Consider the following 12,123-nt stretch of genomic DNA (forward strand, 5'->3'; position numbering starts at 1 on the left):
CCGCCTAGGGGCGTTATTCGATCTCCAGCAAAACCTGACGGTTGCGCACCTGGTCGCCCGTCATGACGCGCATCTCCTTGACGGTGCCATCGATGCCGGCCTCCAACGGGTGCTCCATTTTCATCGCTTCGAGCACCAGCAACAGTTGGCCTTTGCTGACGGTCTCACCGACGCACACCCGTATATCGACGATGGCGCCGTCCATGGGCGCCTGGACCGTGCCGCTGCTGGCGTCGGCCTGGCGGCTGGCGACTTGCTGGGTGCGGTCTGTGACATTCAGCCCTGGTAGCCATAGCCGGTTGCCGTCCAAGTGATAAGCGATGCGGCGGCGGACCCCCTTGATGACCAGGCTGGCGTGGCGGCCGTCGGTGGTGAGTTGCAGGTCGTCAACGCTGACACTGTGGAGTTGGCCGTTGGCCTCCAGACGGTACGTTACCGGGACACTCGCCGTATTGCGCCAGCGCGCAAGTGTTTGGGTGTGCTGGTTGGCGCTGTGTTGATAAAACAGCGCGGCGGCCAGCTTGAGCTGTTCAGCGGTCGCCGTCTGCTGTGGGATGACGCTGAAGTGTTCGGCGATCAACCCCGTGCTGAAGTCGCCATTGATAAAGTCCGGGTGCTTGAGCAGGTCGATGAGCAAACGCTGGTTGGTCGCCACGCCCAGCAATGCGCTGTCTTCCACGGCCCGCAGCAGTTTTCGCCGGGCTTCTTCGCGGCTGGCGCCGTGGGCGATGATCTTGCCCAGCATCGGGTCGTAGAACGGGCTGACGGTTTGGCCTTCAAGCAATCCATGGTCGATGCGTACGCCGGGGGCTGGTTCCCAACGCAACACGTCACCGGTTTGCGGCAGGAAGCCCTGGGCCGGGTCTTCGGCGTACAGGCGTACTTCCATGGCGTGGCCGGTCAGGGTCACCTGTGATTGGGTGAGTGGCAGCGGTTGGCCGGCGGCGATCTGCAACTGCCAGTCCACCAGGTCGAGGCCGGTAATCATCTCGGTGACGGGGTGTTCGACTTGCAGGCGCGTGTTCATTTCCAGGAAATAAAACTGGCCGTTGCGGTCGAGCAGAAACTCCACGGTGCCGGCACCTACATAGCTCACCGCCCGCCCGGCCTTGAGCGCGGCTTCGCCCATGGCCTGGCGCAGATCGGGCGTCATCACGGGGCAGGGCGCTTCTTCAATGACTTTCTGATGGCGGCGCTGTATCGAACAGTCGCGTTCGCCGAGGTAAATGAGGTTGCCATGGCTGTCGCCGAACAGCTGCACTTCCACGTGGCGCGGGTCGATCAGCGCCTGTTCGAGGATCAACTCGTCGCTGCCGAACGCATTCATGGCTTCCGAGCGTGCGGTGCGCAGTTGCTCCAGCAGCTGTTCGCGCTGGTGCACCAGGCGCATGCCACGCCCACCGCCACCGGCGCTGGCCTTGATCATCAGTGGGAAGCCGATGCGTTCGGCTTCCCGTTGCAGGGTGGCATCGTCCTGGGCACTGCCTTGATAACCGGCGATGCAAGGTACGCCGGCGTCGAGCATGGCGAGTTTGGACAGGCGTTTGCTGCCCATCAGTTCGATCGCCTCGGCGCTGGGGCCGATGAAGGTGAGCGTGGCCTGCTGGCAGGCGCGGGCGAAGTCGGGGTTTTCCGAGAGGAAGCCGTAGCCGGGGTGAATGGCGTCGGCGCCGGTCAGTTGGGCGGCGGCGAGGATGGCCTCTGTGTTCAGGTAGGACTGGTGGACGGGCGCCGGGCCGATGTGTACGGCTTCGTCGGCCATCTGCACGTGCAGGGCATCGGTATCCGCGTCGCTGTACACGGCCACGGTGCGGTAGCCGAGGGCCTGGGCAGTGCGCTGGATGCGGCAGGCGATTTCACCGCGGTTGGCGATCAGGATCTTGGTGAATGCGGGCATTGGGTTATCCCTTGGTGGATGTGGCGTGTGTTGGGGCTTCTTCGCAGGCAAGCCAGCTCCCACATTTGAAATGTCTCCCCCTGTGGGAGCTGGCTTGCCTGCGATGGCGTCATCGAGACCAACTCGGCTTTCGCTTCTGCACAAACGCCTGCGTCCCCTCGACCCCTTCTTCACTCCTCACCGCCTCGGCAAACCACTGCGCCCCGCGATCCAGCACGGCCTCAAGGGGCTCATCCACACTGGCCAGCAACAGCGCTTTAGTCCGTGCGTTCGCCCCCGGCGCACACTGCAACACCTGCCCCAATACCTCATCCACCCGCTGCGCCAATGCCTGGGCGTCGTGCTCGACAAAATGCACCACTCCCAGCCGCCCAGCCTCCACCCCATCAAACCGCGCCGCCGTCAGCGCCAGGCGCCGCGTGTGAGTAAGGCCAATACGCTTGACCACAAACGGCGCAATCTGCGCCGGCAACAAGCCCAGGCGGGTCTCGGGCAAGCCGAACTGCGCCTGGCCCTCTGCAATCGCAATATCACTCACGCACGCCAGCCCGAACCCACCGCCCAGCACCGCGCCTTGCAGCACCGCGATCACCACGGGTGTCAGTGCCTGCACCTCTTGCAGCAAGGTGCCAAATGCGCGGTTCAACGTTTGCAGTTGATCCCCCGCGCTGACCAGATCCTTCACATCGGCCCCCGCGCAAAAATGCCCGCCCGCGCCGCTGATCACCACGGCGCGCACCTGGCTGTCCAACTGCGCCAGTACCGCGCGCAGCTCATTGACCATTTCAAGGCTCATTGCATTGCGGCATTCGGGCCGGTTGAGGGTGATATGCAGCACGCCGTTGTGGGCTTCTAGCAGCAAGGTGCTCATGGCTTTTTACCGGGCAGGGTGCCCATCAGTTTGCAGATGATGCCCAGCATGATTTCGTCGGCACCGCCGCCAATCGACACCAGGCGCACGTCGCGATAGGCGCGGGCCACCGGGTTGTCCCACATGAAGCCCATGCCGCCCCAATATTGCAGGCAACTGTCGCTGACCTCACGGCCCAGGCGCCCGGCCTTGAGTTTGGCCATGGAGGCCAGCCGCGTGACATCCTGGCCCTTGATGTACTGCTCGGTGGCCTGGTAGACCAAGGCGCGCAGGCATTCGATTTCGGTGGCCAGTTCCGCCAGGCGGAAGTGGATCACCTGGTTGTCGATCAACGCCTTGCCGAAGGTTTGGCGCTCCTTGCAGTATTCGATGGTGCTGTCGATGCAGTACTCCAGGCCCTTGATCATATTGGCCGCGCCAAACAGGCGTTCCTCCTGGAACTGCAACATCTGCATCATGAAGCCCGCGCCTTCGTGGCCGATGCGGTTGCGTTGCGGTACGCGCACGCCGTCGAAAAACACCTGGGCGGTCTCGGAGCTGTGCATGCCGAGTTTTTCCAACGGCGGGCTGACGCTGATGCCGGGGCTGTTCATCGGCACCATGATCAGGGATTTGTTGATGTGCGGCTTGTCGTCCGAGGTGTTGGCCAGCAGGCAGATGAAGTCAGCGCTGGGCGAATTGGTGATCCACATCTTGCTGCCATTGATCACGTAGTCGTCGCCGTCCTTGCGCGCATGGGTCTTGAGCCCGGCCACGTCGGAGCCGGCGCCGGTTTCCGAGACGCCGATGCAGCCCACTTGTTCGCCGCTGATGGCCGGGCGCAGGAACTCTTCGCGCAGTTCATCGGAGCCGAAGCGCGCCAGGGCCGGAGTGCACATATCGGTCTGCACACCAATGGACATGGGGATGCCGCCGCAGCGGATGATGCCGAACTCTTCGGCGGCGACAATGGAGTAGCTGTAGTCCAGGCCCATGCCGCCGAATTTTTCCGGTTTGGAGATGCCCAGCAGGCCGAGGTCGCCGGCCTTGCGGAAGATTTCGTGAATGGGGAAGCGCCCGGCTTTTTCCCATTCATCCACGTACGGGTTGATCTCGCGGTCGACGAAGGCGCGCACGGTGCGGCGCAGTTCCTGGTGTTCCTGGGTGAAGATCATTTTTATTGTTCTCCCTGTTGGGACGCGGAGCGTCCTGGTTTGCATTCCCACGCGGAGCGTGGGAACGATCACCCACGTGGAGCGTGGGAACGTTCAGCGCGCCACGCCAAAGCTGTTCGGTTGCAGTTGCCGCAGTTCGGCTTCGTGACAGATATCCAGCACAAACCCGAGCAAGGTGCGGGTATCCCGTGGATCAATCAGCCCGTCGTCCCACAGGTTGGCGCTGCCGTAGAGGGCGGTGGACTGGCTGTCGAGCTTCTGCGCGGTGACCTGTTCGAGCATGTCGAGCACCTTGGGGTCGGGCACCAGGCCGTCCTTGAGTTGCTTGGCCTCGGTGACAATGCGCAGCACTTTGCCGGCCTGTGCGCCGCCCATCACCGCAGTACGGCTGTTGGGCCAGGCGAAGATAAAGCGCGGGTCCAGGCCGCGGCCGCACATGGCGTAGTTGCCGGCACCGTAGGAACCCCCGACCACGATGGTGAGTTTAGGCACGCGGGCATTGGCCACCGCCTGGATCATCTTCGCGCCGTGCTTGATCACCCCTTGCTGTTCCGACTCGGTGCCCACCATGAAGCCGGTGGTGTTATGCAAGAACAGCAGCGGCGTACGGCTCTGGTCGCACAGCTGGATAAACTGCGCGGCCTTGCTCGCGCCCTTTGGGGTGATGGGGCCGTTATTGCCGATCACTCCCACGGCGCGCCCCTGGATATGCAGATGGGCGCAGACGGTGTGGGGGTCGAACTCGCCCTTGAATTCCAGCAGGTTGGAACCGTCGGCCAGGCGCGCCAGGATTTCGCGCACGTCATAGGGCTTTTTCGGGTCATCGGGGATCAGCCCCAACAGCTCTTCAATCGGGTACAGCGGTTCGCGATAGGCGCGGGGTGGCGCGTGCGGCAAGCGATCATTCCAGGGCAGCAGGCCCACAATTTCACGCACGATGCGCACGCCGTCGGCATCGTCTTGGGCCAGGTACTCAGCGGTGCCGGCGGTTTGCGCGTGCATCTGCGCACCCCCCAGTTCTTCATCGGTGGCGACTTCGCCAGTGGCGGCCTTGAGCAACGGTGGCCCGGCGAGGAACAGCTTGGCCTTGCCGCGCACCACCACCACGTAATCCGACAGCCCCGGCTGATACGCACCGCCGGCCGTCGCCGAGCCGTGCACCACGGTGATCTGCGGCAAGCCCATGGCGGACATGCGTGCCTGGTTGGCAAAGCTGCGCGCGCCTTCGACGAAAATCTCGGCTGCGTAGTTGAGGTTGGCGCCGCCGCTTTCGGCGAGGGTCACCACTGGCAGTTTGTTCTCCATGGCGATCTGTTGCAGGCGCAGGGATTTTTTCAGCCCGGAGGGGGAAATGGTGCCGCCTTTGATCGCGCTGTTGTTGGCCACCACCAGCATGCGCACGCCGCTGACATAGCCGATACCAGCGATCAGCCCGCCACCGGCGGCGCTACCGTCCTTGTCGTCGTGGAGTTTGTAGCCGGCCAGACTGGCCAGCTCCAGGAAAGGCGCGCCGGGGTCCAGCAGCAGGTTGAGGCGCTCACGGGGCAGCAATTGGCCGCGCTTGTCGAACTTGGGCTTGGCTTCCTGGGCCTTGGCCAGCAGGGTGTGTTCCAGTTGACGTAGCTGGGCAATGGACGCCAGCATGGCTTCGCGGTTTTGCGCGAACGCTGGGCTGTTAGGCTCGATCATGGTTTCAATGACAGGCATGGCGTTATTGCTCCGCCTTGAGTACATCCGGCAGGTAGGCGCGGTGGAACCCGTTGAATGGCTCGCTCGGCGCCTGCGCCTTGTGCAGCGGCCATGCGCGGCTGCCCAGGCTGGCGGCGCCGTCGATGCGCAGGGTGCTACCGCTGATAAAGGCCGCAGCCGGGCTGAGCAGGAAGACGATGGCCGCGCTGACTTCCGACTCGGTGCCGATGCGCTTGAGCGGTACATGCTCACGCAGGGTGGGAATCACCGCCTTGAACGCGCCTTCGTAGGTGTCCATGCCGCTGGAGGCAATCCAGCCAGGCGCCACGGCGTTGACGCGCACCCCGGCATAGCCCCACTCAAACGCGGCGGTCTTGGTGACGTTGTCCATGCCGGAGCGCGCCGCGCCGGAGTGGCCCATGCCGGGCATGCCGCCCCACATGTCGGCGAGCATGTTGACGATCGCGCCACCGTGCTTGCTCATCGACTGGTTGAACACTTCCCGCGCCATCAGGAAACCGCCCACCAGGTTGGTGCGCAGTACGGTTTCAAAGCCCTTCTGATTGATCGCCGCCAGTGGCGACGGGTATTGGCCGCCCGCGTTATTCACCAGGCCATGGATGGGGCCGTGGTCGTGCAGGATCTGCGTGACCAGCGCTTTCACCGCCTCTTCCTCACGAATGTCACAGGCATGCCAATGGGCGACGCCGCCATCTTCAGCAATTTCCGCCGCGACCTTCTGCAGTTTTTCTGGCTTGCGCCCCACCAGGATCACGCAGGCACCAAGGGCCGCCAGCTCATGGGCGGTGCAGCGGCCAATGCCACTGCCGCCTCCGGTGACAATCACGGTTTGCCCCTTGAACAGGTCGGCTTTGAAGATCGAGTCGAAGGCCACGGCGACGGTCCTTTAGGTGAGTTGATCGGCAATGTATTGCGGCACGGCGATGGGGATTTCCAGCAGTTGCTGAGCGAAGGCTTTGCCTTGCGGGTCGATGCGCAGGCTGGCGATACCGCCGCCGCCCAGGGCATTCTCCAGCAGGAAATTCAGGCTGTGGCTGCCGGGCAAGTACCAGCGTTCGACGCGGCCATGGATCGGGTCGAGCACGTGGTCCATCCAGTCGACGATCACCTCCGGGGTCAGGGCTTCGGCGATCCACGGCAGGTAGTCAGGGTGGCGAGCGATCACGCCGATATTGCTGTGGTTGCCCTTGTCACCTGAGCGCGCCACGGCGAGTTTCACCAGCGGCACACTGGCATCGGCACGGCCCTCCGGCTTGGCCGGCTCGATGGGCACAGCCGGCGTGAGCAGAGGCGCGGAGACGGGCAGCTCGACGGCATGACGTTGGCCTTGGTACTCGATGGCGACGCTACACCGTGATTTGTCGACCAGGAACGAAAACAGCCGAATCAGCGGATACACCGTCGGTCGCCCGCCCACAATGCCGGTCAGCCCCGGTGCCATGCCGGTGGCCGCCTGGGCGATCTCGCGAGCGAACAGTACCAGCGCCTGCTTGTTCGGATGCCGCACCGCCAGCTTCACCACCACTTCGCGGCAATCCGCACGCCGGGCGTGGGCGCCGTAGGTGGCTTCGCTGCCGAGCAGTTCGATGTTGACGTCGGTGTAGGGCGCCCAGCCGCGCTGGCTGAACAGCTCCGAAGTCTTGTTGATGAGCGCCTGGCTGACCCGCTCGGCCTTGGCCACCGCGTCGATGCCGGCGAGCAGGCAACTGGCGGTGCAGCGAAAGCCATCGGGGTAAGTGGCGCTGACCTTGTACTGGTCGGTGGGTGGCAGGCCCTTGGCGCCGTGCAGGCGCACCGCGTGTTTGCCTTGTTGCTGCAGTTTGACCTGGCTGAAATCGCAGATCACGTCCGGCAGCACATAGGCGCGCGGGTCACCGATTTCATACAGCAGTTGTTCGGCCACGCTGAGTTCGCTGATCAGCCCGCCGCTGCCTTCGACCTTGTTGACGGTGAACTGGCCGTCGGCGCTGACTTCGACGATAGGGAAGCCGATGTGTTCGTAGTCGGGCACGTCACGCCAGTCGGTGAAGTTACCGCCGGTGCATTGGGCGCCGCATTCGATGATATGCCCGGCCAGGGCGGCCTGGGCCAGGTGATCGTAGTCCTGCCATGACCAATTGAATTCATGCACCAGTGCCGCGCTGACCACTGCGCTGTCGACCACCCGGCCGGTGATGACAATATCAGCGCCGAGCCCCAGAGCCTGGGCAATGCCCGGTGCGCCGAGGTAGGCGTTGGCGGACACGCACAGAGGCGGCAGTGGGGCGCCGTTGTACAGGTCGGTGACAGGTGGCAGCTGTTTGAGTTGAGGGTGCAGGTCATCGCCGAGCAACACGGCGATTTTCAGCGGGGTGTGGGCGTTATCGCAGGCCGCTTGCAGGGCGGCGGCGCAGGCTTGGGGGTTGATACCACCGGCATTGCTGATCACCCGGATGCCCTGGCGCTGGATATCCGCCAGCAGGGGTGTCAGCACCTCGACAAAATCCGTGGCGTAACCGGCCTTGGGGTCTTTCAGGCGGGCACCGGCGAGGATCGACATGGTGACTTCCGCCAGGTAATCGAACACCAGGTAATCCAAGGCACCGCCCTGCACCAATTGGGCGGCGGCGGTGCAGGTGTCGCCCCAGAAGGCGCTGGCGCAGCCGATACGTACCGTCTTGCTCATGAGAAATCCTTCCTCCAAGGGCTGGTGCCGAGACTACCAAGCAAGCGCTTGGTTTGTAAACTCCAGTCACAAGTTTTACCCAAGCGCTTGCTTGGGTGGCAGTCACGGCCTAAATTGCCGGCCAAGACGACAGTAGACGTGAAGGAGAGCAGCATGGATGAGCACAAAGCCCTGGGGGTGATGCGCACCATGGTCGATGGTGGCCAATTGACGGACCCCGAGAGCGCCCGCGGCAAGTTGCTGCAAACCGCAGCTCATCTGTTTCGCAACAAGGGTTTCGAGCGCACCACCGTGCGAGATCTGGCCAGCGCCGTGGGCATCCAGTCCGGCAGCATCTTTCATCACTTCAAGAGCAAGGATGAGATATTGCGTGCCGTGATGGAGGAAACCATCCATTACAACACCGCGATGATGCGCGCTTCACTGGAGGAGGCGAGCACGGTGCGCGAACGCGTGCTGGCGCTGATCCGCTGCGAGTTGCAGTCGATCATGGGCGGCAGTGGCGAGGCCATGGCGGTGCTGGTCTACGAATGGCGCTCGCTGTCGGCCGAAGGCCAGGCGCACGTGCTGGCCCTGCGTGACGTGTATGAGCAGATCTGGTTGCAGGTACTGGGCGAGGCCAAGGCCGCTGGCTACATCCGGGGCGATGTGTTTATTACCCGGCGCTTCCTCACCGGGGCCTTATCCTGGACCACCACCTGGTTTCGTGCCCAAGGCAGCCTGACCCTTGAGGAGTTGGCCGAAGAGGCCTTGTTGATGGTGCTGAAGTCGGACTGAGGCGCAAGTTATTAATTTGCTGGCGAAAGTTGTCTCCCCCAGTAAAAACGCCTAGCTTATCGGCATTGAACTCTTCAACGGTGCGTGCCTCGATGTTTTCGCCATGGCGGCTGGCTGCAGGACTTACTTTATGGGCACTGGGCACCGCCGCGTGGACGCCGGCCGGTGCCGCGCAGTTGGTGAGAATCGGCGCGGCGCATTTTCCGCCCTACACCGTACGCCCTGAACAAGGCGCCGACACCGGGTTGCTGCCGCAATTGGTCGAGGCGTTGAACGCTGCGCAAACGGATTACCAGTTCGTGGTGGTGCCTACCTCGATCCCCCGGCGTTTTCGTGACTTCGAGCAAGGCCGGGTCGACATGGCCATCTTCGAAAACCCGTCCTGGGGTTGGCAGAATATTGCCCATACCAGTGTTGATATGGGGCTGGAAGATGCGGAAATATTCGTTGCCCAGCGTCAACCCGGGCGCGACCAGAGCTACTTCACCGACCTCACCGGTAAGCGCCTGGCGGTATTCAGCGGGTATCACTATGCCTTTGCCGACTTCAATCCCGATCCCAAGAACATGGCCGAGCGTTTCAATGCGACGTTGACCTATTCCCATGACAGTAATCTGCTGATGGTTGCTCGTGGGCGTGCGGATATTGCGCTGGTTACCCGTTCGTACCTGAGTGATTTCATGGTGCGCAACGCAGACATGGCGGGGCAGTTTTTGGTGTCGGAGCGTATTGACCAGGTGTATCACCACTATGCGTTGTTGCGGCCCAAGGCACCGATCACTGGTCCGGCGTTTGCCGAACTGCTCAAGCGTCTGCGCGACAGTGGCCAGATGCTGAAGATTTTTGAGCCGTATCGTATTGATGTGACGCCGGTGCCCTGAGGTCTTAGTAAGTAAAATCCTTCGGGCTCGGGGGGTCAACTGTGGGAGCTGGCTTGACTGCGATGACGGCCTGAAAGCCGACACCTATCTACCTGACACCCCACAGTCAAAATGTGGAACCAGGCTTGCCTGCGGTGGCGGCCTGACAGTCAACACAGTTGGACCGTGTACATATCCATTCCTGCGGTAACGGCTACTTAGGGTTCCGCTTTTACAGCGGCTCACTTTTGAAAAGCGCAAAAGTAAGCAAAACGCTCTTGCCCCACCACTCGGCACCTCGCCTAGGCTCGGTGTGCCCGTAATCCGCCAGTGATTTGGGGGGCCGCCGCCACGCGCCATCCATGGCGCGGGGCGGCTAAACCGGCATCCCTGCCGGTTTACCCCCCAAATCCCTGTCGAATTCCGGCCAGCGTGGTTTAACGGGGCGCCTAAGATCAAAAGCCAGATCAAGATCACAAGCAGATCAAGATCACAAGCAGATCAAGATCAAGAGCGGCTCGCTTCGCATCGTAGTTTCCGTGGAGCCCTTACCCACATATGTCGGCGCTGCATTAAACCCGCCGCGCAAACGTATCGCTATGACTGCCCGACACCTTGCGGCAATGCACCAGCGCATCGCGAATCATGAAGTTCACCAAGGTCGGAGACACCCCAAGCTCCTTGGCGATGTCTTTTTGCGGCACGCCATGCAAGCGGTACATCTCGAACGCGTAGCGGGTGCGCTGGGGCAGTTGCGTCAGGGCGTCGGCGATGTTTTCCAGGGTGTTGAAATTGATGTGCGAGGTTTCCGGTGAAGCGCCGTGAATAACCACATTCAAGCCTTCCTCTTCGGTCCCGGAGTATTTGAGCTCCAGGGCCTGCTTGCGGTAATGATCGATCGCCAGGTTGCGCACGATCTGAAACAGATAACTCAGTTGGGCCTTGAACGATGAGGTGATGGTCGGCGCCGACTGCAGCCGGAAGTAGGCGTCCTGCACCACGTCTTCGGCGCGGGAGCGGCACCCGGTGATACGGGCCGCGATCTTCACCAAAATCAGTCGATTGTCGACGAACGCCTGGAGAAGGGGTGAATCGCACCTGCCTGTGGATACTTGTTCCGTCATGGAAATCACCTTGCTGCGAATAGGTTAGGGGAGGGCATCCCTGCTGAGGCCTCCTACATATCGGGCAACAAATTATGCTTAATGATAATGATTGTCAAATGAGAAGACGAACTAATCTTATGCCTTGGGCAAAGGTGTGAACCACGTCTCGCTCGCCCCCGGCGACTAATTATTTGAAGGCTCCGTCCGTTCTCATGGGTGACAGGTTCGTTAGTACAACGGCCAAGGATCAGCACCCGCAGGAGGACCAGATGGGTTTTTATCGTGCATTCAGCGTGTTTCAGTTCGGAGTCCTCGCGGGATGAGTACGTCCCTGCGGCTGCGCCTGTTTTGCCTGCCCCACTCAGGCGCCAGCGCCTCGGTCTACGCTCGCTGGCGCCGGGTCCTGCCGGACTGGCTGCAAGTGTGCCCGCTGGAATTGCCGGGACGCGGCATGCGCATGGACGAGCCATTGCAGCGCGATATCAAGGCCTTGGCCGCGCAGCTTGCTGAAGAAATCAGCCGTGATCTCGATGGCCCCTATGCCTTGTTCGGCCACAGCCTTGGCGGGTTGTTGGCGTTTGAATTGGCTCACGCTTTAAACGCGCGCAATCTGCCCGCGCCCCTGGCGTTGTTCGTGTCCGGCACGGCGGGCCCGGCGCGTCGTGATGTGAGCGAGTACGCCGTCGAAAAGACCGATGCCCAACTCATTGCCCGGCTGCGCGAATTGCAGGGCACCGCCGAAGAAGCCCTGGCCAACCCCGAGCTGATGCAACTGATGTTGCCGATCCTGCGCGCTGATTTCCTGCTGTGCGGCAGTTTCACCTATGGCGAGCGTCAGCCTCTGACGCTGCCGATTCACGTGTTCGGTGGCAAGCAAGACAGCGTGCGTGCCGACCAGTTGCTCGACTGGCAACTCGACGCCGCCAGTGGGTTTTCCCTGGACATGTTTGACGGCCATCACTTCTTCCTCGTGCAGCACGAAAGCGCCGTGCTGCGCTGCGTGCGTCGCTATGCCGACGAGCACTTGGCGCGCTGGCGCATTGGTGCGACGCGGCAGCTCGTCGCCGGCTGAACTCCACCGAC

10 protein-coding genes are annotated in these 12,123 nt (G+C 62.4%); 3 read left to right on the plus strand and 7 right to left on the minus strand.

From position 1 onward, the window contains the following. Positions 1 to 13: 13 nt before the first annotated feature. The 6 genes from FXO12_RS27720 to FXO12_RS27745 all read right to left on the minus strand — a co-directional run bounded on the left by FXO12_RS27720 (position 14) and on the right by FXO12_RS27745 (position 8,297). Positions 14 to 1,897 carry an acetyl/propionyl/methylcrotonyl-CoA carboxylase subunit alpha gene (locus FXO12_RS27720; RefSeq protein ID WP_057976968.1) on the minus strand — a complete coding sequence of 628 codons (1,884 nt, stop codon included), beginning with the start codon at positions 1,895 to 1,897 and terminating at the stop codon, positions 14 to 16. A 109-nt stretch (positions 1,898 to 2,006) separates the two neighbouring features. Next, positions 2,007 to 2,768, minus strand: a complete 762-nt coding sequence (locus tag FXO12_RS27725; protein ID WP_057976971.1) for an enoyl-CoA hydratase/isomerase family protein — start codon at positions 2,766 to 2,768, stop codon at positions 2,007 to 2,009. Then, on the minus strand, positions 2,765 to 3,922 hold the full coding sequence (atuD, locus tag FXO12_RS27730) for a citronellyl-CoA dehydrogenase (RefSeq protein ID WP_057976972.1): 1,158 nt from the start codon (positions 3,920 to 3,922) through the stop codon (positions 2,765 to 2,767). Before atuD ends, FXO12_RS27725 begins: the two co-directional genes overlap by 4 nt. 93 nt (positions 3,923 to 4,015) lie before the next feature. Continuing rightward, positions 4,016 to 5,629: a geranyl-CoA carboxylase subunit beta gene (gene atuC, locus FXO12_RS27735; RefSeq protein ID WP_054896350.1), complete on the minus strand. Its 1,614-nt coding sequence runs from the start codon at positions 5,627 to 5,629 to the stop codon at positions 4,016 to 4,018. A 4-nt stretch (positions 5,630 to 5,633) separates the two neighbouring features. Continuing rightward, positions 5,634 to 6,506, minus strand: a complete 873-nt coding sequence (locus FXO12_RS27740) for an SDR family oxidoreductase (protein WP_034126811.1) — start codon at positions 6,504 to 6,506, stop codon at positions 5,634 to 5,636. Positions 6,507 to 6,518: 12 nt separating this feature from the next. Continuing rightward, positions 6,519 to 8,297, minus strand: a complete 1,779-nt coding sequence (locus FXO12_RS27745; RefSeq protein ID WP_057976974.1) for an acyclic terpene utilization AtuA family protein — start codon at positions 8,295 to 8,297, stop codon at positions 6,519 to 6,521. Between the two features lie 153 nt (positions 8,298 to 8,450). Here FXO12_RS27745 and FXO12_RS27750 point away from each other — a divergent pair, with 153 nt between their 5' ends. Further along, positions 8,451 to 9,074, plus strand: coding sequence for a TetR/AcrR family transcriptional regulator (locus tag FXO12_RS27750; RefSeq protein WP_034126813.1), 624 nt, complete (start codon positions 8,451 to 8,453; stop codon positions 9,072 to 9,074). 92 nt (positions 9,075 to 9,166) lie between these two features. After that, positions 9,167 to 9,955 (plus strand): ABC transporter substrate-binding protein, encoded by a 789-nt coding sequence (locus tag FXO12_RS27755; RefSeq protein WP_060772684.1) that lies wholly within the window; start codon positions 9,167 to 9,169, stop codon positions 9,953 to 9,955. Between the two features lie 551 nt (positions 9,956 to 10,506). Here FXO12_RS27755 and FXO12_RS27760 read toward each other — a convergent pair. Then, positions 10,507 to 11,058, minus strand: coding sequence for an RNA polymerase factor sigma-70 (locus FXO12_RS27760; RefSeq protein WP_032904207.1), 552 nt, complete (start codon positions 11,056 to 11,058; stop codon positions 10,507 to 10,509). 301 nt (positions 11,059 to 11,359) lie between these two features. Here FXO12_RS27760 and FXO12_RS27765 point away from each other — a divergent pair, with 301 nt between their 5' ends. After that, positions 11,360 to 12,112, plus strand: a complete 753-nt coding sequence (locus tag FXO12_RS27765) for a thioesterase II family protein (RefSeq protein ID WP_057976982.1) — start codon at positions 11,360 to 11,362, stop codon at positions 12,110 to 12,112. The last annotated feature ends 11 nt before the right edge of the window (positions 12,113 to 12,123 follow it).

This window comes from Pseudomonas sp. J380 (genome assembly GCF_009827115.1).
GTDB lineage: Bacteria > Pseudomonadota > Gammaproteobacteria > Pseudomonadales > Pseudomonadaceae > Aquipseudomonas > Aquipseudomonas paracarnis.

Bases quoted from the DNA above. Each gene is read 5' to 3' on its own strand.
- FXO12_RS27720 (WP_057976968.1), bottom strand. From the start codon at position 1,897: ATGCCCGCATTCACCAAGATCCTGATCGCCAACCGCGGTGAAATCGCC.
- FXO12_RS27725 (WP_057976971.1), bottom strand. From the start codon at position 2,768: ATGAGCACCTTGCTGCTAGAAGCCCACAACGGCGTGCTGCATATCACC.
- atuD (WP_057976972.1), bottom strand. From the start codon at position 3,922: ATGATCTTCACCCAGGAACACCAGGAACTGCGCCGCACCGTGCGCGCC.
- atuC (WP_054896350.1), bottom strand. From the start codon at position 5,629: ATGCCTGTCATTGAAACCATGATCGAGCCTAACAGCCCAGCGTTCGCG.
- FXO12_RS27745 (WP_057976974.1), bottom strand. From the start codon at position 8,297: ATGAGCAAGACGGTACGTATCGGCTGCGCCAGCGCCTTCTGGGGCGAC.
- FXO12_RS27750 (WP_034126813.1), top strand. From the start codon at position 8,451: ATGGATGAGCACAAAGCCCTGGGGGTGATGCGCACCATGGTCGATGGT.
- FXO12_RS27755 (WP_060772684.1), top strand. From the start codon at position 9,167: ATGTTTTCGCCATGGCGGCTGGCTGCAGGACTTACTTTATGGGCACTG.
- FXO12_RS27760 (WP_032904207.1), bottom strand. From the start codon at position 11,058: ATGACGGAACAAGTATCCACAGGCAGGTGCGATTCACCCCTTCTCCAG.
- FXO12_RS27765 (WP_057976982.1), top strand. From the start codon at position 11,360: ATGAGTACGTCCCTGCGGCTGCGCCTGTTTTGCCTGCCCCACTCAGGC.